Below are 19,506 nucleotides of genomic sequence, written 5' to 3' on the forward strand. Positions count from 1 at the left end.
GCTCCTGGCCCGGCTGGGCGCGCTGGCGGACGGCCGCCCCGCGCCCGGCGCCGAGCCGCCGCCCGCCGCCGGCCCCGCCGCCGGCGACCCGCTGCGGATCACCCTCACCTCCCTCCTCGCCACCGAACTGCCCCTCATCGCGCTGGAGCCCGCCGAGTCCGCGCCGCTGGCGGAGGCGGCGCGCGAGGCGAAGCTCCCCCGCATCGCCGCGCTGCTGGAGGCGCTGCCCGCCGCGCCCGACCGCCTGGCCGCGCTCGGCCGCCTGCGCCGCGCCCTGCTGCTGCTCCAGGCCGCCACGGGCGGCGATCCCATCCCGCCTTTGACCGGCGACCTCCGCCCCGCCGCCGAGGCCCTGGCCCTGGCCCTCGACGATCCCGGCCCCGGCCTGCTCGTCGCCGCCGAGCGCCTCGCCGCCAGCGCCGATGCGGTCGGCGACGAGCCCGCCGAGACCCTGGCCCGCCAGGTCCAGGACCTCGCCTGCCGCTCCGGCGAGGCCGCGCGGCAGCGCCTCGCCGAGCTGCGCGAGGAGTTCCGGCAGGCCCTGACCGCCCCCACCCTCGCGCCCCTGGCCGACCGCGTGCGCCCGCCGCCGCCGCCGCTCACGCCGGGCCTCGCCGCCGCCCTGCCCGCCTCCTCCCATGCCCGCGCCGCCGCGGCGCTCGCCGCCGGCCAGCGCATCTGGCGCCTGCGCCTGGGCCCGCTGCCGACCGCCGAGGCCGTCGCCGAGCCCTTCCTTGCCCGCATCGGCGAGGTGCTGGGCAGCGCCGGCCCGCCCGAGGCGCTGGACATCTTCGTCGCCAGCGACCTGCCCCCGGAGGAGCTTGCCGCCCTCCGCGCCGAGGCCGATCCCGAGGGCGGCGCCCTCACCGATCTCGCCGCCGCCGACGCCCCGCCGCCCGCCCCCACCATGCGCGTCCGGCAGGACCGCATCGACGCCGTGATCGCGCTGGAGGCCGAGCTGCGCGCCGCCGCGCTGTCCCTGGGCGAGGCGCTGAGCGCGCCCCATGCCCGCACCGCGCTGGAGGACCTCGCCTCGCTGCAATCCCGCCTGCCCGCCCGCGCCGCGCTGGTGCTGGGCAATGCGCTGGAGCGGCTGCGCGCCACCGCCGGCCTCGCCGAGCGCGCCAGCGGCCGCCTCTCCCTCGCGCTCGGCCAGCTCGACGAGGCGGTTCTGGAACTGCGCGTCGTGCCCTTCGCCAGCCTCGCCATGCGCCTGCCGCGCGTGCTGCGCGCCACGGCCGAATCCCAGGGCCGCGAGGTCGCACTCGAGGTCCAGGGCGAGGATGTCCAGATCGACCGCAGCCTGGCCGACCTGCTGGCCGACCCGCTGCTGCACCTCGTCCGCAACGCCGTGGACCACGGCATCGAGCCGCCGACCGAGCGCCTCGCGGCGGGGAAGCCCGCCACCGGCCGCCTGCATCTCGTCGCCGACCGCCAGCCGGGGCGCCTGCTGGTCAGCATCGCCGATGATGGGCGCGGCATCGACGACGCGGCCGTGCTCGCCCGCGCCGTCTCGCGCGGGCTGGTCTCGCCCGAGGCCGGCGCTCGCCTCGGCCGCGCCGAGATCCACGCGCTGCTCTTCCTGCCTGGCTTCTCCACCCGCGACGCCGTCAGCGAGACCTCCGGGCGCGGCGTGGGCCTCGACGTGGTGCAGGACGCCGCGCGCCGCGCCGGCGGCTCCGTCCGCGTGGAGAGCGAGCCGGGCGCCGGCACGCGCTTCGTCCTCGACCTGCCGCTGACCGCCGCCATCCAGCCGGTGCTGCTGGTGGAGGCGGCCGGCCACCCCTACGCGCTCCCCGCCGGCCGCGTGGAATCGGTGATCCGCCCGGAGCAGCTGGCCGACGGGCAGGCCGTCACCACGCTGGAATCCGTGCTGCACCTGCCGCAATCCCGCAGCAGCGCCATCGTGATGATCCGAAGGCCCGCAGGCGCCCTCGCGCTGGCAGTGGACCGGGTGGGACGCAGGACCGACCTCCTGCTGAAGCCGCTGCATCCGGCACTGGCGGGGACGCCGGGCGTGGGCGGCGTGGGCGTGCTCGGCAATGGCGAGCCGGTGCTGCTGCTGGAGCCGGACGGCATCTGAGCCGGTCAGGCCGGAACGTAGGTCAGCCTCATCACGCCCTCACCGATGAGATCGCTGGCCGCGAGGCGGAGCGGCGGCCGGGGACCGGCGAAGAACGGCGTGCCGCGACCGAGCACGACGGGGTGGAGGTAGAGCCGGTATTCGTCGATCAGGCCGAGCTCCGTCAGGCTTCGCGCCAGCTCCGGGCCGGACACGGCGATCTCCCCGGCATGCCCGGCCTTCAGCACCCGCATCGTCGCCTCGAGGTCATCCCCGATCAGCGTCGCATTGGGGCCGGCGGAGGTCAGCGAGCGCGACACGACCCACTTCGGTTGGCTCCGCCAAGCGGCCGCGAACGCGCGTCGCTCCGCGTCCCACTCGGGCCGATCCTCGTCCCAGTAGCGCATGATCTCGTACATGCGGCGCCCGTACACGCTGCCCGCCAGGCCGCGGACGTGCTCGATCCAGTGACGGAACAGCGCGGGGCCCGGCGCGAAGGCCATGTGGTCGACATAGCCATCCAGCGACTGGTTCATCCCGAAGATCAGCTTCGCCATGCCGCAGGATCTCCGCCGGAGTTCTTCACAGGGGCCTGAGCCCGCGTCAGGCGAAGCGGACCGCCAGCACCGTCACGTCGTCGGCCGGCGGCGCCGTCTTCACGAAATCGGCCACGCCTTTCAGCAGGGCCCCAATCGCCGGCGCCGGTTCCACCAGCGACCCCAGCGCCGCCAGCACCGCCTCCTTGCCGAACAACTCGCCCGCCAGATCCTGCGCCTCGGTCACGCCATCGGTCAGCAGCAGCATCGCCTCGCCCGGCGCCAGCGCGAAGGGCGCGCTGGAATAGGGAAACTCCTCCGTGACGCCGAGCGCGGGCTGGATGGAATAGCCGCCCATCACCTGCACGCCCGAACCCGTCAGCCGCAAGGGCGGCTCATGCCCCGCCACGCAGATCCGCCCCTCGCCCGTCTCGGCGTCCAGGACCGCCAGGGCGGCCGTCACGAAGGTCATGTCCGGATTGTCGAGGGCCAGGTCGTCATTCGCGAGCGCCAGCAGCGCGCCCGGATCGGGCACCTCGCCCCGCGCATCGGCGAGCCGCACGCCCGCGCGGATCAGCCCCATGCTGCGCGCCATGGTGAGTCCCGCCGAGGCGCCCTTCCCCGCCACGTCCGCCACCACGAACATCAGGTGCCGGCTGCCGATCCAGCGCATGTCGTAGAGATCGCCGCCCACCTCGCGCGCCGGCTCCATATGCGCGGCCACCGTGAGCCGCCCGCGCGACAGCCCCGCGAAATCGCGCGGCACCAGCGAGAGCTGCGCCTGCCGGGCGCTCTCCAGCTCCGCCTCCAGCGCGTGCAGCCGCTCGGCCGCCAGATCGCGCAGCCGCTTCTTCTCCAGCACCGCCTGGAGCCGCGCCTTCAGCAGCGGCGGGTCGAAGGACTTCGGAAGATAGTCCTCCGCCCCCAGCTCGATGCAGCGAATGACGCCCGACATCTCCGTCTGCGCCGAGATCACGATGACCGGCGGGGCCTTCGGCATGCCGTGCAGCCGCTCCAGCACGCCGATGCCGTCGAGCTCCGGCATCTCCAGGTCGAGCAGCACCACGTCGAAGGGCTTCTGCGCGATCGCGGCCAGCGCCTCGACGCCGTTCACCGCCATGGCCGGCTCGCCATAGCCGAGCTCGGCCAGCCTCCGCTTCAGCAGCAGCCGGTTGAAGCTGCTGTCGTCGACGATGAGTATTTCGGCAGGAGTCATATATTCGCCCTCAGACGCCGGGCGCCGCCTCCGGCGGCTTGGCTTCGCCGCGCCACTGGTCCGCCCGGCCGGGCGGTCCGTTGGGCGGCGCCGGCCGCCGTCGCGGCCGGATTCTCGGCATACGTCGCCAAGCCTGAGCGGGCGGCCCCTGTTGTCGGCATCATTCCGGGCGGGCCGCCATGCTCTCCACCGCGCTGCGCGATTCGCTCGCCAGCCGGGACAGGTCGATCATCGTCACCGTGATTTCCTCCGCGGCCGTCGCGTTGGACTGGCCGATGCGCGTCAGCACCGCCACCCGCTCGTCCAGCGAGGCGACGGTGGTCTGCTGCTCCTCCATGGCCACGGCGATGGCCGCGGCCAGCCGCGCGCTCTCCCGCGTCAGCCGCTCGAAATCGTCCATCGCCTCGCCCACGGCGGCGGCCGTGCCCGCGCCCTCGCGCGTGCGGCGGCCGGCGGCGAGCACCACATCCGCGATCTCCTGCGCCAGCGCCTCGGTGTTGGCGGCCAACGCCCGCACCTCCTCCGCCACCACCGCCAGCCCGCGCCCGTGCTCGCCCGCCCGCGCCGCCTCGATCGCGGCGTTGATCGCGAGGATGTTCGTCTGCGTCGCGATCTTGGCGATGGTGCCGGCGATGCGCGTCACGCGCTCCGTGTCCTCGCCCACCGCGTCCACCGTCTCGATGAGCTGGCGCACCTTCTCCAGGCTCTCGCCCAGCAGCGACTGCGCCTCGGTCGCCGTGTCGCGCGCGCGCTGGGTGCTGCGGCCCACATCGGCCACCGCCTCGGTCGTATGGCCCAGCGCGTCCGACACCTGCCGGAGCTCGGCCAGCTGGGTCATCGCGCCCTCGCTCACCTGGCCGATCGCCTGGCTCGCCTGGGTTGTCACGACGGCGGTACGGCGGGCGCCTTCCAGGGCCTGCTCCATCAGCCGGTTGGTGTTGCCGAGGTTGATCTTGAACACCTCCACGGCGCGCGCCATCTCGCCCACCTGGTCGGCCCGGTCGGCGCCGGGCACATCCACCTCGGCTTCGCCATGCGCGAGCTTCTGCATGGTGCCCGCGAGGCGCGAGAGCGGCCGCGCGGTCAGCCATACCAGCACGAACCACACCAGCAGCAGCCCGAGCAGCCCCACGCCCGCCGCCACATAGGTCAGCAGGCGCCCCTCTTCCTGGATCTGGTGCGCGCGGTTGAGGTTCGCATCCGCATCCGCCTTCGCGATGGCCCGCGCATCGCTGGAGAGGCGGTTGAAGGCCACGACCATGTCGAGCCATTCCTCCTGCAGCGGCGCGTATTGGTCGCGGCGGCGGTTGGCGAAGGCGTCGCGCGTGCGCTCGCCGAGATCGGGCAGGCGGGCGCGCATGTCGCGCGCCCCGGCGGCGGCGATGGAATCGATCCGGCTGCCCACGATGGACATCAGGAGGTCGAAGCTCTCCATGATGCCCTCCGCGTTGCGCTGCATGCGCACGGCCGTGACCGTGGGCGGCAGGACGCCGGCCAGCACCGCGGCGAAGCCCTGGGCGAAGTCCGACACGTCGTTGGAGAAGTCGTCCACGGCCTCGATGGCGGCGCGGTCGCGCACGCCCATCTCCTCGATGATCGCGCCCTGGCGGGACAGCAGCATGAGCGAGTTGCCGGCGAGGAAGGCCAGCACGGAGAACATCAGGATCAGGATGACGGCGGCGCGCGTGCCGATCCGGCCCAGGAAGCGGCCCCGCTTGGGCGCCGCCGCGCCGCGGATCGCGCCGGTGTAGCTGGAGCCGGTCTCGGCCAGGGCCTGGGTGTCTGGAGCCATCAAGGGTTAGGATACAGCACTTTCCGCCGCTCGTCTGCCGGAGTCGCCATGGCCTGCCGCATCCTCGTCGTGAACAGCAACACCACGGATTCCGTGACGGCGCGGATCGCCCTGGCCGCCGAGGCCGCGGCGCCGGAGGGCTGCACGGTGGAGACGGTCACGGCGCCCTTCGGCCTGCCGCTGATCGTGACGCGGGCGGATTGGATGGTGGCCGGGCCGCCGACGATGGCGGCGCTGGCGGCCCGGCGCGGCACCTTCGACGCGGCGGTCGTGGCCTGCTTCGGCGACCCCGGCGTGGAGGCGGCCAAGGAGCTGTTCGACGTGCCGGTGATCGGCATCAGCGAGGCCGCCTTCCACGCCGCCTGCCTGCTGGGACGGCGCTTCGGGGTGGTGAGCTTCACGGCGGCGCTGAAGCCGATGTTCGTGGATTGCCTGGAACGGGCGGGCCTCACGGGCCGCTGCGCGGGGTTCCGGATGGGACCGGCCTTCGCGGGCGATCCGGGGCGGGTGGCAGAGGAACGGCGGGAGATGATCCTGGACCTCTGCCGGGCGAGCATCGAGCAGGACGGGGCGGAGGTGGTGATCCTGGCCGGCGGGCCGCTGGCCGGGCTGGCGCCGGTGCTGGCGCAGGACGTGCCGGTGCCGCTGGTGGACGGGACGGCGGCCGGGGTGCGGCTGGCCGCGGCGCTGGCGGGGCTGGCGCCGGCGGTGAAAGCGGGGCGGTCGCGTCCGCTGGCGGGGTACGAGGCCGGCCTCACGCAACTCTACGGCGGCGATTGAGCGTCGGCCTCCCGGCAAAACTCCCCGGCGCCCCTGGTGGCGCTCATAGTGGCATGCGTAGGTTCGACAAAGGTCAGGGAAGCGCGGTCAAGAAGATGCTCGACATATGGGTGATCGACATCAGCAGACAGCGGGCGCCCGGCGTGCTGCAGCACTGGCGCCAATGAAAGATCACGGCCACGACCAGCGTCGGGCAAATTTCCACCCGTCACACCAAAGCTACCACTGACGCTTGATTTCATGGGAGCCACACACTCGAATAGTGTGCGCAATGAAGCAACCCGGACGGCGACACGCGATGAGGTCGAAAATCGTCAGATTGTATGAGCCCTCGGACATCCGAACGGTTCTTCGTCAGAGCCTGACCAACAACGGCCACGCCAACAGCCGTCACGAGCTCATCGGCGATGGCTACGCGACCGCTCCTCACATCCGACTCGCGGACATGCGCAAGCGAATCCTGGGCGGGGGGCCCAATGTCTCGAGCTTTCGAAACTGCTTACCCGACGCGATCGCCTTCGCTCTCCGCAAAGGCTCCGGGCAGAGGGCGCTGACCGTGCTGGCCAAGCCTGAAACCATCTATGTCTTCGCCTGCGTTTCCATCAAGGATGGCGGCTTCAGGATGGTCAGGTACAGCAAGCACGATCTTGTCCTGAATGCCGATGGCAAGGACTTCATGCCGGAGTCCGGCAGCCGATTGAGCTTCGCGCGGCCGGAGATCGAAATCGCGGACGTCCTTGCCATCAAATTGATGGTGACCCCCGATGATGACCTTCACATCCGAACAGCTTTTCCGATCCGATCCGGTGAAAAGATCCTCGGCATCGAAGCCAGGGACAAGGACGGTACGGAGCACTTTTACCCCGAGTGACACCCGTTTTCCCTGGTGTTACTGCCCTTCCGGCTGCAGCCGGCTTCGGCGCGGCCTCACCCCCGCGCCAGCTCCTGCTCCACGATCGCCGCGAAGAAGCTCGCCCCCACCGGCAGCGCATCATCGTTGAAGTCGTACTTCGTATTGTGCACCGGCACCTCGCCCTTATCGGCGGCAGCCTGCCCCAGCTTCAAAAAGCACCCGGGCCGTTCGAGCAGCATGTAGGAAAAATCCTCCGCCCCCATGGCCGGTGCCCGACTCCGGATCACCTTCTCCACCCCCATCACCTTCGCCGCCGCCAGCGCAGCGCGCTCGGTCTCGGCCTCGTGGTTCACCGTGGGCGGGTAGCCGCGCCGGTACTCCACCACGGCTTCCGCGTCGTACATCGCCGCCGTGCTGGTCGCGATCTGCGTGATCAGACGCTGCATCTCGTCCCGCGTCTCCGGCCGCAGCGTCCGCACGGTGCCGCTGATGGTCGCCGTGTTCGGGATCACGTTGTTCGCCGTCCCCGCATGGAACTGGCACAGGCTGATCACCGCCGAATCCAGCGGATCCACCCGCCGCGCCACGATGCCCTGGATCGCCACCACGATCTGCGCCCCCGCCAGGATCGGATCGAGCGACATATGCGGCCGCGCCGCGTGCCCGCCGCGTCCCTGCACCGTGATGGTCACGCCGTCCGACGCCGCCAGGATCGGCCCCGCCACCACCGAGGTCTCGCCCAGCTTCAGGCCGGGATCGTTGTGGATGCCGTAGACGCTGTCGCAGGGGAAGCGCTCGAACAGCCCCTCCTCGATCATGATCCGCGCGCCGGCGCCGCCCTCCTCGCCGGGCTGGAAGAGGAAGTGGACCGTGCCGTCGAAGTTCTTCGTCTCGGCCAGGTACTTCGCCGCGCCGAGCAGCATCGTGGTGTGGCCGTCATGCCCGCAGGCATGCATCTTGCCTGGGATGGTCGAGGCATGCGGCAGGCCCGTCTCCTCGGGCATGGGCAGGGCGTCCATGTCGGCGCGCAGCCCGATGGAGCGCCCCGAATCGCCGTTGCGCAGCACGCCCACCACGCCCGTGCCGGCGATGCCGCGATGCACCTCGATGCCCCATTCCGCCAGCTTCGCCGCCACCGTCTCGGAGGTGCGGAACTCCTCGAACTTCAGCTCCGGATGGGCATGAAGGTCCCGGCGCCAGGCGGTCATCTCCTCGGCGAAGGCGGCGATGCTGTTGTTCACGGGCATGGGGCAAGATCCTGGGGCGCGCAAAGGAAAAGGCCGGCGGAGTGTTCCGCCGGCCCCTGATTTCAGCCCCGCGGACGGGGCGCCGTCAATTCACCGCCGAAACATCAGCGCCGCGCCATCAGCGCCGCTGGGGCGGGATCTCCGAGATCGACAGCTTCGCCGGAATCCCCGTGCCGCCGCCGAACACGCCGATCCAGATGTCGTACTGGCCCGAGGCCGGCCGATCCAGCACGATGCCCGGGTTCAGGTCGGTCAGGTCGTCGTTGCAGACCCAGGTTCCGTCCGGAAGATTCACGACCAGCGTCGTATCCGCCTGCGACGTCACCGAGATGTAGAGCGGGAAGCGCCCTGCCTGGAACTGCAGCCGCACGTCCGGCGCATTCGCGATGGATCCCGTGCAGCCATTGCCCAGCCGATCGGAATTGATGTTGCCGCCCGCCGTCACGTCGATCGAGCGCGGGTCCGGCTGGAAGTTCGTGCTGAGCTCCATGGTCCCGAAAGTGGGCCGCTGGTTGAAGTCCTGCGCCAGCGCCGGAAGCGCGAAAAGGCTGCCCGCCAGGGCGAGGGCGGCAAGCTTGTTGACCATGTGGGGGGTTCCGTCTTCTGCTCGTTCACGCGAAGCCTAGGTGGCAGCCCGTTGTTGCGTCAACGGAATCGGGAGGAAAATCTCTTGCCCAGGCATACTCCGTGACCTTTCTCCTCGCGCTCGACCAGGGCACCACCTCCACCCGCGCCATCGCCTTCGACGCCGCGCTCGCGCCCCGCGCCACGGCGCAGATCGAGCTGCCGCAGCACTTCCCCGCCCCGGGCTGGGTGGAGCACGAGCCGGAGGACATCGCCGCCCATTCGCTCCGCGTGCTGCGCGAGGCCCTGGACGGGGCCGGCGGCCGCCCGGCCGACGTGGCCGGCATCGGCATCACCAACCAGCGCGAGACCACCGTGCTCTGGGAGCGGGCCACGGGGCGGGCGGTCGGGCGCGCGCCGGTCTGGCAGGACCGGCGCACCGCGGCGCGCTGCGAGGAGCTGCGCGCCGCGGGGCACGAGCCGCTGGTGACCGCGCGCACGGGCCTGCTGCTCGATCCCTACTTCTCCGCCACCAAGCTCGCCTGGCTGCTCGACAACACCCCCGGCGCCCGCGCCGCGGCCGAGCGCGGCGAGCTCTGCTTCGGCACGGTGGACAGCTTCCTGCTGTTCCGCCTGACCGAGGGCCGCGTCCACGCCACGGACGCCACCAATGCCGCGCGCACCCTGCTCTTCGACATCCGCCGCGGCGCCTGGGACGAGGAGATGCTGGCCCTCTTCCGCATCCCCCGCGCCGTCCTGCCCGAGGTGCGCGACTGCGCGGCGCGCTTCGGCGAGACCCGGCTTCTGGGCGGCTCCATCCCCATTCTCGGCATAGCCGGCGACCAGCAGGCGGCGACGCTCGGCCAGGCCTGCTTCGAGCCGGGGATGATCAAGTCCACCTACGGCACCGGCTGCTTCGCCCTGCTGGTGACGGGCGAGGAGGCGGTGGCCTCCACCAACCGGCTGCTCACCACCATCGCCTGGCAGCTCGATGGCCGCCGGGCCTATGCGCTGGAGGGCTCCATCTTCATGGCGGGCGCCACGGTGCAGTGGCTGCGCGACGGGCTCGGCATCATCGCCAGGGCCGGCGAGGCGGGCGAGCTGGCGGCGAAGGCCGATCCGGCGCAGCGCGTGCATCTGGTGCCCGCCTTCACCGGCCTCGGCGCGCCCTGGTGGGACGCGGAGGCGCGCGGCGCCCTCCTCGGCCTCACTCGCGCCTCGGGCCGCGCCGAGATCTGCCGGGCCGCGCTGGAGAGCGTGGCGCTGCAGACCGCCGACCTGCTGGACGCCATGCGCCGCGACTGGCCCCAAATGGGAAACACGGTGCTGAGGGTGGACGGCGGCATGGTGGCCAGCGACTGGACCATGCAGTTCCTCGCCGACATCCTCGGCGCGCCCGTGGACCGGCCCGTGGTGCCGGAGACGACGGCGCTGGGCGCGGCCTATCTCGCCGGGCTCCAGGCGGGGCTGCTGCCGCCGCCGGGCGACACGGCCACGCATTGGCGGCGGGAGCGGCGTTTCCAGCCGCATATGGCGCGTCCGGAGGCGGAGCGCCGCAAGGCCGATTGGCGCCAGGCCGTGGCGCGCGTGCTCAGCGCGGCTCCTGCCTGAGGTTGAGGTAGGTCGCGTCGAAATCGGCGAAGGCGGCGAGCCGCTGGAAATCCGGGATCGTCACCTCGCCCTTGACCCAGGTGATGAGCCCCGTGCGCCGCAGCTCCTGCGCCACCCGGTTCACGTGCACCGCCGAAAGGCCGAGGATGTCGGACATCTCGGACTGCGTGACGGGGAAGCTCATCCGGTTGTCGCCGGCCAGATCCACCGCGTTCAGCCGCAGGTACATCTCGCAGATGAGATGGGCGAGATGCATCACGGCCGAGCGGCGCCCCAGGCAGCCGATCCAGGCGCGCTGGATCGCTCCGTCGATGGCCGTCGACATCCAGAGCAGCCGCCCGATATGCGGCGCCTTTTCAGCCAGTTCCACCAGCGCCGCATGCGGCACGAAGATCGCCCGGCAGTCCGAGACGGCGGCGACGCTGTGGTCCATGACCTTGAGCAGCAGCCCGTGCAGATCCACGAAATCACCGGGGATGTGCATCGCGGCGACCTGCCGCCGGCCATCGGCCAGCTGCAGCAGGCGCGCGGCGAACCCCCCGGCGAGGAGGCAGCTCTCCTGAGGTCGCGAATGCTGCGCGATGATCTCCTCGCCACGCCGGTAGCGCTGCATGCGCCGGGGCAGCGCCTCGATCAGAGTCTGCTCCTCCGCGCTCAGCCTGTCCCTTCGCTGCAGGAAGTGCAGCAGGGGGCTGACCTCCTTCGGGGAACCCTTCAGTGCGGAATCCAATGCGGTGGCCCCGTGGTGATGGCGCTAGGTCAACGCTCCCGCGTCCGGAAAGGTTTCTCGACGGCCGGAGCGCGGATTGACCGCGCCGCCGCACGCGACCAAGACTGGCGGCCGGAGGGGTTCATGGCGGATAGCAGGTTTCTCGTCGGCAACGGCGCTGGTTTCTCGGGAGACCGGGTCGATGCGCCCCTCCCCGTGCTCAAGACCCTCATCGCCAGCGGGCTGCCCTCCGCGATGTTCTTCGAGACGCTGGGCGAGCGCACCGTGGCGCTCGCGCATCTGGAGAAGCGGCGCGACCCGAATGCCGGCTACGAGCCGATGCTGGAACGGCTGCTCGAACCCATCCTGGCGCTGGCCCAGCAGAACGGCATCCCGCTGCTCGGCAATTGGGGCGCGGCCAATCCGCCGGCCGCCGCGCGCGCCGTGGCCCGGCTCGCCATGGCCCAGGGCCTGCCCGACCTGCGCATCGCGCTGGTCGAGGGCGACGATGTCACCGGCCTCGTCGCCGGCGGGCAGCTTCCCGTGCACGAGGCCGATGCGGGCCTCGACATGGGCGCGTGGAAGCTCATCGCCGCCAATGCCTATATCGGCGCGGAGCCGCTGGTGGAGGCGCTGGCGCAGGACGCGGATGTCGTGGTCGCCGGCCGCACCAGCGATCCCGCGCTGGCCATCGCGCCGCTGGCGCATCACTTCGGCTGGCGGCTGGACGACTGGGATGCGCTGGCGCTGGGCGCCGCCACCGGTCACCTGCTGGAATGCGGCAGCCAGGTCACCGGCGGCGTCTTCTGGGATCCCGGCTTCAAGGACATCCCCGACCCCGCCAATATCGGCTTCCCCATCGCGGAGGTGACGCGCGACGGCGGCCTCGTCATCACCAAGGCGGCCAATACCGGCGGCCTCGTGGACCTGCGCACCATCAAGGAACAGCTGCTCTACGAGCTGCACGATCCCTCGCACTACATCACGCCCGATGTCGTGCTCGACATCAGCCAGTGCCGCGCCGAGCAGGCCGGCCAGGACCGCGTGGCGCTGCACAACCTGCGCGGCCATGCGCGCCCCGACACCCTCAAGGTCACGGCGAGCTTCGAGGGCAGCTGGCTCGGCGAGGGCGAGGTCTCGGTCGCCGGCCCCAATGCCCTGGCCCGCGCCCGCGCCACGGCCGAGGTGCTGCTCCAGCGCATGAAGATCCGCGGCCTCGACGTCCGCGCGCGGGTGGACCTGATCGGCGTGGCCAGCGTGCATGACAGCGACCATGGCGCGCTCTGGCGCAGCTATGCCGGGCCGGAGCCGGAGGACATCCGCATCCGCCTCGCCGTCGAGGCGCAAAGCCGAGACGACGCCGACCAGGCCTCGCGCGAGGTGCTCGCCCTGCTCTGCTGCGGCACGGCCGGCACGGGCGGCGCGCGGTGGCGGGTGACGCCGCGCATCCTCACCCGCAGCCACCTCGTGCTGCGTGAGCGCGTGCCGACGCGCGTCTCCGTCCGCACCGCGAAGGAGATCGCCGGATGAAGACCGTTTCCCTGCACGCGATCGCCCACAGCCGTGCCGGCGACAAGGGCAACCGCCTCAACATGTCCCTGATGCCCTACGACCCCGCGCACTACCGCCTCATCGCCGAGCAGGTCACCGCCGACCGCGTGCTGGCCCTCTTCACGCATCGCGGCGCCACCGGCTGCGTCCGCTACGACCTGCCGAACCTCCAGGCCTTCAACTTCGTGGTGGACGAGGTGCTGGAGGGCGGCGTGAACGGCAGCCTCAACCTGGACGGTCACGGCAAGAGCAACTCCTTCCGCCTCCTGTCGTTGACGGTGGAGCTGCCGGAGGGCTGAGCCGACCGCCGCGAGCGGCGGCCTAGTTTTCCGCGCCTCATCCGGCCCAGGCGGGCCGACGGGTCCGGACCAGCGGAGTGCGAGCATGCGGCGTGACGATCAGGCCTGGATGTGGTCCGAGGCCCTGGCGATGATGACCCGGGCCGAGCAGATGCACCGGCAGTTCTTCCAGCCGCGCGCCACGCGCGAGGCCAGCTGGGAGCCGCCCGTGGACATGCTCGAGCTGGAGCACGAGGTGCTCATCCTGGTCGCGCTGCCCGGCGTGGACCCGGACCAGGTCGAGATCGCCATCGAGGGCGCGACGCTCGTCTTCTCCGGCCGGCGCACCCTGCCCGCCGCGCTCCGCACGGCCGTCATCCACCGGCTCGAGCTGCCGCAGGGCCGCTTCGAGCGGCGCGTGCCGCTGCCGGCCGGGAGCTACGTGGCGGTGGAGCGCAGCGCGGCGAATGGCTGCCTGCTGCTCAGCCTCCGCAAGGCCGGCTGAGCATGTCGCAGGACACCACCGCGGCCGGCGAGGCGGCGCCCGCCTCCGCCGACACGCTGCTCATCCTCCCCGTCCGCAACATGGTGCTGTTCCCCGGCACCGTCTTCCCGGTCACGCTGGGGCGCGAGCGCTCGATCAAGGCCGCCCAGCAGGCGCTCCGCGAGGAGCGGCCCGTGGGCATCCTGATGCAGCGCGACGGCGAGCAGGCCGAGCCCTCGGCGCTCGACATGCACCGCATCGGCACCGTCGCGAACATCCTGCGCTACGTGAACGCGCCGGACGGCACGCACCACCTCGTGCTGCAGGGCGAGCAGCGCTTCCGCGTGCTGGATTTCACGCAGGAGCAGCCCTGGTTCACCGCCCGCATCGCCCGCATCGAGCAGGCGGAGACCCCCTCGCCCGAGATGGAGGCGCGCACGCTCCATCTGCGCCAGCAGGCGCTGGAGGCGCTGCAGCTGCTGCCGCAGGTCCCGCAGGAGCTGATCGGCGCCGTGCAGGCGGCGCCCGGCCTGGGCGCCCTCACCGACCTCGTCGCCGCCTATCTCGACATGCCCCCGAACGAGCGGCAGGAGCTGCTGGAGACCAGCGACGTGTCCGTCCGCATGGACCGCGTCGCGCGCATCCTCGCCCAGCGCATCGAGGTGCTGCGCCTCACGCAGGAGATCGGCCGCCAGACCAAGGCCACCTTCGACGATCGCCAGCGCGAGGCCGTGCTGCGCGAGCAGATGGCCGCCATCCAGCGCCAGCTCGGCGAGGGCGAGGGCCGCGGCCCGGAGGTCGCGGAGCTCGCCGAGGCCATCACCGCCGCGAAGATGCCGCAGGAGGTCGAGGAGGCCGCCCGCAAGGAGCTGCGCCGCTACGAGCGCATGCCCGAGGCGGCCGGCGAATCCGGCATGATCCGCACCTGGCTCGACTGGCTGATCGACCTGCCCTGGTCGCTGCCCGAGGAGAAGCCGATCGACATCGCGGAGGCGCGGCGCATCCTCGACGCCGACCATTTCGGGCTGGAGAAGATCAAGCAGCGCATCATCGAATACCTCGCCGTCCGCAAGCTGGCGCCAGGGGGCAAGGCGCCGATCCTCTGCTTCGTCGGCCCGCCCGGCGTGGGCAAGACCTCGCTCGGGCAATCCGTCGCCCGCGCCATGGAGCGGCCCTTCGTGCGGGTGAGCCTGGGCGGCGTGCATGACGAGGCCGAGATCCGCGGCCACCGGCGCACCTATATCGGCGCGCTGCCGGGCAACATCATCCAGGCGATCCGCAAGGCCAAGGCGCGCAACTGCGTCATGATGCTCGACGAGATCGACAAGATGGGGCGCGGCGTCCAGGGCGATCCCTCCGCCGCCATGCTGGAGGTGCTGGACCCCGAGCAGAACGGCACCTTCCGCGACAACTATCTCGGCGTGCCCTTCGACCTCTCGCGCGTGGTCTTCCTCACCACGGCCAATATGCTGGACACCATCCCCGGCCCGCTGCGCGACCGCATGGAGATCATCAGCCTCGCCGGCTACACGGAGAGCGAGAAGCTCCAGATCGCCCGGCGCTACCTGCTGCGCCGCCAGCTGGAGGCGAACGGCCTGACCGCCGGGCAGGTCGAGATCGACGACGAGGCGCTGCGCCACATTATCCACGACCACACGCGCGAGGCCGGCGTGCGCGGGCTGGAGCGCGAGATCGGCCGCGTGCTGCGCAACGCCGCCGTCCGCGTCGCCGAGGGCCGCGACACCGACATCCGCATCGCCGCCGCCGACCTGCCGGCGATCCTCGGGCAGCCGCGCTTCGAGAACGAGGTGGCGATGCGCACCAGCGTGCCCGGCGTCGCGACGGGGCTGGCCTGGACGCCGGTGGGCGGCGACATCCTCTTCATCGAGGCCACGCGCATCCCCGGCAGGGGCGCGCTGATCCTGACCGGCCAGCTCGGCGAGGTCATGCGCGAGAGCGCGCAGGCCGCGCTCAGCCTCGTGAAGAACCGCGCCGCCTCGCTCGGCATCGACAGCGCACTCCTCGCCGACAGCGACATCCACGTCCACGTGCCCGCCGGCGCCACGCCGAAGGATGGGCCGAGCGCGGGTGTCGCGATGTTCACCGCGCTGGTCTCGCTGCTGACCGGCCGCACCGTGCGGAGCGACACGGCGATGACGGGCGAGATCAGCCTGCGCGGCCTGGTGCTGCCGGTGGGCGGCATCAAGGAGAAGGTCGTCGCCGCGGCGGCGGCCGGCATCACCCGCGTGATGCTGCCGGCGCGGAACCGGCGGGACTACGACGACATCCCGCAGGATGCGCGCGACCGGCTGGAATTCATCTGGCTGGAGAAGGTGGACGACGCGATGGCGGCGGGGCTCGAAACGGCGGGCCTGTAGGGGGCGGGGCCTCGCCCCCCCCGCTCCCCTTCCTTCAATCCCCCGGCTGCCGCTCGCGCAGCTTGAGCCGCTCCATCTCCGGCACGTCCTGGCCGGCATCCACGAAGGCCTGCTTCAGCGCCTGGAGGTTGGGCGCGAAGATGCCCTCGCGATTCGCCACGCACCATTCGCGGCTCTCGGTCTGCATGCGCAGGCTGCCCTGGAAGCGCGGCATGACCCAGCGCGCGAAGAGCTCGAAGCTGCGCAGCGTCTGCTCGCGATCGGCCCAGTCATGGGCGCGGAAAAGGATGCCGCCGGCTCCGCCATCCGTGAAGGCGAGCAGGCGCTCGATGCCCCTGGCCACCGTCTCCGGGCTGCCGACCAGCGTGGTGCCGGCCTTGAGCCCGTCGCGCAACGGCTCCTCCGAGCGCGTCGGCGGGCGGCCCAGCACCTCGCCGAAATAATCCTCGGTCTCCATCCGCTCGCCCGCCTTCACCTGGCGGATCGCCAGCTCGTCCTCCTCGGCGACGTGCAGGTTCACCACGAGGCGCCAGTCGGCGCGGTTCATGGCCTTGCCGTGCTTGGCGGCCTCGGCCTCGCCCATGCGCCACTGCTCCGCGAGCTTCTGCGGGCCGCCCGGCAGGCCGGCACCCAGCGAGATGAGGCCCAGACCATGCTTCGCCGCCGCCAGCACGCCGGAGGGCGTGGTCGAGGAGGCGACCTTGATGTCCATGTGCGGATAGGAATAGGGCGCGAGATGCAGCCGCGCCTGGCGCAGCTCGAACCAGTCTGTCTTCATGGTGACCGGCTCCTCGCAGGCGAGCAGCTTCATGATGGCCGCCAGCGATTCCTCCATGCGCGGGCGCTGGTTCTTCGCCTCCAGCCCGAGCATATAGGCGTCGGAGATGAGCGCGCCCGGCCCGCAGCCCAGCATCGCCCGGCCGCGCGTCATGTGGTCGAGCTGCACGAAGCGCTGCGCGACCAGGAAGGGATGGTGATAGGGCAGGCTCGTCACGCCCGAGCCGAGCTTGATGTGCTTCGTCCGCTCCGCCGCCGCCGCGATGATGAGCTCGGGGCTCGCGATGGTTTCCCAGCCGGCGGAATGGTGCTCGCCGATCCAGGCCTCGTCGTAGCCGAGGGAATCCAGCGCCACCAGCAGGTCGATGTCGCGGTGGATGGCCAGCGTCGGATTGTCGCCCAGCCTGTGGAAGGGGGCGAGGAAGATACCGAACTTCAGACCGGCATGGGCCATGGACAGCTCCCGTGAATGCCCGCGCAAGCTGACCGCTCGGTCGGTTCAGGTCAACGCTTCCAGACCACCAATGCCACGCCGAAGGCGGCCACCGCCGTGCCGGCCATCGCCAGCGGCGCCATGACATCGCCGAGCACGCCCCAGGCGATGAGCCCCGCCAGGGGCGGCACCAGGAAGAACACCGAGGAGGCCCGCGCCGCCTCCCCGTGCCGCAGCATGGCGAAGAGCAGCGAGAGCGAGATCAGCGAGTTCACGAAGACCAGATAGGCCAGCCCCACGAAGAAGCCCGGCGCGAGCTCCACCCGCATGGTCTCCAGCGCCGCGGCCAGCGGCAGCGTCGCGGCCAGCGCCACGGCGCACATCACGAGATTGGCGGTGACGAGGTCCGTGCCGCCGTCCGTGCCCTTGGCCGCCTTGCGCTCCAGCAGCGCGCCGCCCGTCATCACGGCCAGCGCCGTCATGGCGAAGAACAGACCGGCCCAGCCGCTCGCCGCCAGCCCCGAGCCCGAGACGATCACGAGCCCCGCCCCGGTCATGCCCAGCAGCAGCCCGATCCAGCCGCGCCTGCCCACCGGCGGGTCGCCGATCACCCGGGGCGCGAGCAGCGCCACCACCACCGGCTGCAGCCCGATCAGGAGCGCGATCGTCCCCGCCCCCATGCCGTTCGCCATGGCGAGGTTCATCGACGCGAAATAGGCGAACTGCACCAGCAGCCCCATGCGGACCAGGTGAAGCAGCACGGCGCGGCTGGGGCGCGCCGGGCGCCGGATCAGCCAGAGCGGCCCCAGCAGCCCGACCACCACCGCGTAGCGCAGCACCTGCAAGGTCAGCGGCTCGACATGGGGCAGGCAGAGCTTGATGGCCGTGAAGCCGCCCGACCAGAGCGAGACGAAAAGGAGGGGCGCGGCCACCAGCCAGGCCGGCCGCGCGGTGCCGCTCAATGCAGAGGGATCCTCGCCGCGCGGAGGCCGGGCGCCTGGATCTCGCGCGCCACCCTCAGAAGCCTGCCCTTCATCCGACCTCCCCTCGTCCCCGATGCTTGCCGGGGACGGGATCAGCTTCCGCCCGGAGCCGGGGCCGGCGCAAGCGTGCTTGAAGCGGGCCGGTTTCCCAGGCAAGAGGACGAGGGCAACCGGCCCCGCAGAGGCCATCCGGAGGAGTCGCATGAACCACCGCCGCACGCTGCTGCTGGGCGCGCTCGCCGCCCCCGCGATCCTCGCCATTCCCCGCGCCCGAGCCCAGGAGGTGACGCTGCGGCTGCACCATTTCCTGCCGGCCGTCTCCAACGTCCATCGCCACTTCCTGCAGCCCTGGGCGCAGAAGGTCGGCACCGAGAGCCAGGGCCGCATCCGCGTCCAGATCTTCCCGGCCATGCAGCTCGGCGGCGCCCCGCCGCAGCTCTACGACCAGGCGCGCGACGGCGTGGTGGACCTCATCTGGACGCTGCCCGGCTACACGCCCGGCCGCTTCCCGTCCATCGAGGTCATCGAGCTGCCCTTCGTCGGCCACCGCCGCGCCGCCGTGAACGCGCGCGTGGTGCAGCAGCTCTACGAGACCCGCTTCCGGCAGGAATTCGCCGACACGCACCTCATCTGCGCCTGGGCGCATGACGCCGGCGTGATCCATGCCCGCCGGGAAGTGCGCCGGCAGGAGGATCTCAACGGCCTCAAGCTGCGCTTCCCCTCGCGCCAGGCCGGCGAGGCTCTGCGCGCGCTGGGCGCCGCCCCCATCGGCCTGCCCATCCCGCAGGTGCCCGAGGCCCTGGCCCAGGGCGCGATCGACGGCGCCGTGGTGCCCTGGGAGGTGGTGCCCTCCATCCGCCTGCACGAGACGCTGCGCCACCACACCGAGATCGCCGGCAGCCCCACCTTCTACACCGCGAGCTTCGTGCTCGCGATGAACAAGGCGCGGTACGAGGGCCTGCCGGCCGGGCTCCGCGCCGTGCTCGACGCCAATAGCGGCCAGGTCGCCGCCGCCATGGCGGCGCCCGCCTGGGACGTGCAGGGGCCGATCGTCGAGGCCATGGTCCGCCGCCGCGGCAATGCCATCTTCGAGCTGCCGGAGGAGGAGCGCGCACGCTGGGCGCGCACGACCCAGCCCGTCATCGACAACTGGGTCCGCGCCATGGGCGAGCGCAATATCCAGGCCGGCGCGCTGCTCGAGGAGGCGCGGGCCCTCATCGCGCAATACGGCCAGGGGGTCAGCTGAGTGAGC

General features: G+C 71.9%; 17 protein-coding genes. 9 read left to right on the top strand and 8 right to left on the bottom strand.

What is annotated here, in order from left to right; all coding sequences use genetic code 11:
* The coding region (locus tag EJV46_RS21925; RefSeq protein ID WP_131550871.1) for a chemotaxis protein CheA at positions 1-2,083 on the top strand (2,083 nt) is incomplete at its 5' end.
* A 5-nt stretch (positions 2,084-2,088) separates the two neighbouring features.
* Here EJV46_RS21925 and EJV46_RS21930 read toward each other — a convergent pair.
* The 3 genes from EJV46_RS21930 to EJV46_RS21940 all read right to left on the bottom strand — a co-directional run bounded on the left by EJV46_RS21930 (position 2,089) and on the right by EJV46_RS21940 (position 5,606).
* Complete coding sequence (locus tag EJV46_RS21930) at positions 2,089-2,619, bottom strand: dihydrofolate reductase family protein (protein ID WP_131550872.1); 531 nt, start codon at positions 2,617-2,619, stop codon at positions 2,089-2,091.
* Between the two features lie 46 nt (positions 2,620-2,665).
* The gene (locus EJV46_RS21935) at positions 2,666-3,814 is read right to left on the bottom strand and encodes a PP2C family protein-serine/threonine phosphatase (protein ID WP_131550873.1); all 1,149 of its coding nucleotides are present in this window, start codon (positions 3,812-3,814) and stop codon (positions 2,666-2,668) included.
* A 160-nt stretch (positions 3,815-3,974) separates the two neighbouring features.
* A complete protein-coding gene (locus EJV46_RS21940) occupies positions 3,975-5,606 on the bottom strand; it encodes a methyl-accepting chemotaxis protein (RefSeq protein ID WP_131550874.1) in 1,632 nt (543 codons plus the stop codon).
* 48 nt (positions 5,607-5,654) lie between these two features.
* On the opposite strand from EJV46_RS21940, the gene EJV46_RS21945 reads away from it, so the two are divergent.
* Both EJV46_RS21945 and EJV46_RS21950 read left to right on the top strand, forming a co-directional pair.
* Complete coding sequence (locus EJV46_RS21945) at positions 5,655-6,386, top strand: aspartate/glutamate racemase family protein (RefSeq protein ID WP_131550875.1); 732 nt, start codon at positions 5,655-5,657, stop codon at positions 6,384-6,386.
* 319 nt (positions 6,387-6,705) lie between these two features.
* Positions 6,706-7,257, top strand: a complete 552-nt coding sequence (locus EJV46_RS21950; protein ID WP_131550876.1) for a hypothetical protein — start codon at positions 6,706-6,708, stop codon at positions 7,255-7,257.
* 56 nt (positions 7,258-7,313) lie between these two features.
* On the opposite strand, the gene EJV46_RS21955 is transcribed toward EJV46_RS21950, so the two are convergent.
* Together EJV46_RS21955 and EJV46_RS21960 are read right to left on the bottom strand one after the other, a co-directional pair.
* Positions 7,314-8,486: a M20 aminoacylase family protein gene (locus tag EJV46_RS21955; protein WP_131550877.1), complete on the bottom strand. Its 1,173-nt coding sequence runs from the start codon at positions 8,484-8,486 to the stop codon at positions 7,314-7,316.
* A gap of 118 nt (positions 8,487-8,604) precedes the next feature.
* Entirely contained in the window at positions 8,605-9,072 is a 468-nt protein-coding gene (locus EJV46_RS21960) for a peptidase S1 (protein ID WP_131550878.1), read from the bottom strand.
* 101 nt (positions 9,073-9,173) lie between these two features.
* Here EJV46_RS21960 and glpK point away from each other — a divergent pair, with 101 nt between their 5' ends.
* A complete protein-coding gene (gene glpK / locus EJV46_RS21965; protein ID WP_131550879.1) occupies positions 9,174-10,661 on the top strand; it encodes a glycerol kinase GlpK in 1,488 nt (495 codons plus the stop codon).
* Here the strand turns inward: glpK and EJV46_RS21970 are convergent.
* Entirely contained in the window at positions 10,642-11,391 is a 750-nt protein-coding gene (locus tag EJV46_RS21970; protein WP_131550880.1) for a Crp/Fnr family transcriptional regulator, read from the bottom strand. The two genes, glpK and EJV46_RS21970, sit on opposite strands and share 20 nt — an antisense overlap.
* A 123-nt stretch (positions 11,392-11,514) precedes the next feature.
* Between EJV46_RS21970 and EJV46_RS21975 the strand changes: the two genes are divergently transcribed.
* From EJV46_RS21975 to lon, 4 genes are all read left to right on the top strand, one after another.
* The gene (locus EJV46_RS21975; protein ID WP_131550881.1) at positions 11,515-12,900 is read left to right on the top strand and encodes an acyclic terpene utilization AtuA family protein; all 1,386 of its coding nucleotides are present in this window, start codon (positions 11,515-11,517) and stop codon (positions 12,898-12,900) included.
* Complete coding sequence (locus tag EJV46_RS21980) at positions 12,897-13,220, top strand: hypothetical protein (protein ID WP_131550882.1); 324 nt, start codon at positions 12,897-12,899, stop codon at positions 13,218-13,220. The genes EJV46_RS21975 and EJV46_RS21980 overlap by 4 nt, the downstream gene beginning before the upstream one ends.
* A gap of 85 nt (positions 13,221-13,305) precedes the next feature.
* Entirely contained in the window at positions 13,306-13,704 is a 399-nt protein-coding gene (locus tag EJV46_RS21985) for an Hsp20/alpha crystallin family protein (protein ID WP_131550883.1), read from the top strand.
* Between the two features lie 2 nt (positions 13,705-13,706).
* A complete protein-coding gene (gene lon / locus EJV46_RS21990; protein ID WP_131550884.1) occupies positions 13,707-16,061 on the top strand; it encodes an endopeptidase La in 2,355 nt (784 codons plus the stop codon).
* A 34-nt stretch (positions 16,062-16,095) separates the two neighbouring features.
* On the opposite strand, the gene EJV46_RS21995 is transcribed toward lon, so the two are convergent.
* Positions 16,096-17,292 carry an LLM class flavin-dependent oxidoreductase gene (locus EJV46_RS21995; protein WP_131550885.1) on the bottom strand — a complete coding sequence of 399 codons (1,197 nt, stop codon included), beginning with the start codon at positions 17,290-17,292 and terminating at the stop codon, positions 16,096-16,098.
* Positions 17,293-17,342: 50 nt separating this feature from the next.
* Positions 17,343-18,233, bottom strand: a complete 891-nt coding sequence (locus EJV46_RS22000; protein ID WP_206020900.1) for a DMT family transporter — start codon at positions 18,231-18,233, stop codon at positions 17,343-17,345.
* Positions 18,234-18,456: 223 nt separating this feature from the next.
* On the opposite strand from EJV46_RS22000, the gene EJV46_RS22005 reads away from it, so the two are divergent.
* Positions 18,457-19,500, top strand: coding sequence for a TRAP transporter substrate-binding protein (locus EJV46_RS22005; RefSeq protein WP_131550887.1), 1,044 nt, complete (start codon positions 18,457-18,459; stop codon positions 19,498-19,500).
* Positions 19,501-19,506: the final 6 nt, after the last annotated feature.

The sequence above is a fragment of the Roseococcus sp. SYP-B2431 genome (assembly GCF_004336745.1).
Taxonomy (GTDB): Bacteria; Pseudomonadota; Alphaproteobacteria; order Acetobacterales; family Acetobacteraceae; genus Roseococcus.

Excerpts from the sequence above, each read along its gene's own strand:
- EJV46_RS22005 (WP_131550887.1), top strand. The coding sequence starts at position 18,457 with ATGAACCACCGCCGCACGCTGCTGCTGGGCGCGCTCGCCGCCCCCGCG.
- EJV46_RS21930 (WP_131550872.1), bottom strand. The coding sequence starts at position 2,619 with ATGGCGAAGCTGATCTTCGGGATGAACCAGTCGCTGGATGGCTATGTC.
- lon (WP_131550884.1), top strand. The coding sequence starts at position 13,707 with ATGTCGCAGGACACCACCGCGGCCGGCGAGGCGGCGCCCGCCTCCGCC.
- EJV46_RS21985 (WP_131550883.1), top strand. The coding sequence starts at position 13,306 with ATGCGGCGTGACGATCAGGCCTGGATGTGGTCCGAGGCCCTGGCGATG.
- EJV46_RS21955 (WP_131550877.1), bottom strand. The coding sequence starts at position 8,486 with ATGCCCGTGAACAACAGCATCGCCGCCTTCGCCGAGGAGATGACCGCC.
- EJV46_RS21995 (WP_131550885.1), bottom strand. The coding sequence starts at position 17,292 with ATGGCCCATGCCGGTCTGAAGTTCGGTATCTTCCTCGCCCCCTTCCAC.
- EJV46_RS21980 (WP_131550882.1), top strand. The coding sequence starts at position 12,897 with ATGAAGACCGTTTCCCTGCACGCGATCGCCCACAGCCGTGCCGGCGAC.
- EJV46_RS21945 (WP_131550875.1), top strand. The coding sequence starts at position 5,655 with ATGGCCTGCCGCATCCTCGTCGTGAACAGCAACACCACGGATTCCGTG.
- EJV46_RS21960 (WP_131550878.1), bottom strand. The coding sequence starts at position 9,072 with ATGGTCAACAAGCTTGCCGCCCTCGCCCTGGCGGGCAGCCTTTTCGCG.
- EJV46_RS21940 (WP_131550874.1), bottom strand. The coding sequence starts at position 5,606 with ATGGCTCCAGACACCCAGGCCCTGGCCGAGACCGGCTCCAGCTACACC.
- EJV46_RS21975 (WP_131550881.1), top strand. The coding sequence starts at position 11,515 with ATGGCGGATAGCAGGTTTCTCGTCGGCAACGGCGCTGGTTTCTCGGGA.
- EJV46_RS21935 (WP_131550873.1), bottom strand. The coding sequence starts at position 3,814 with ATGACTCCTGCCGAAATACTCATCGTCGACGACAGCAGCTTCAACCGG.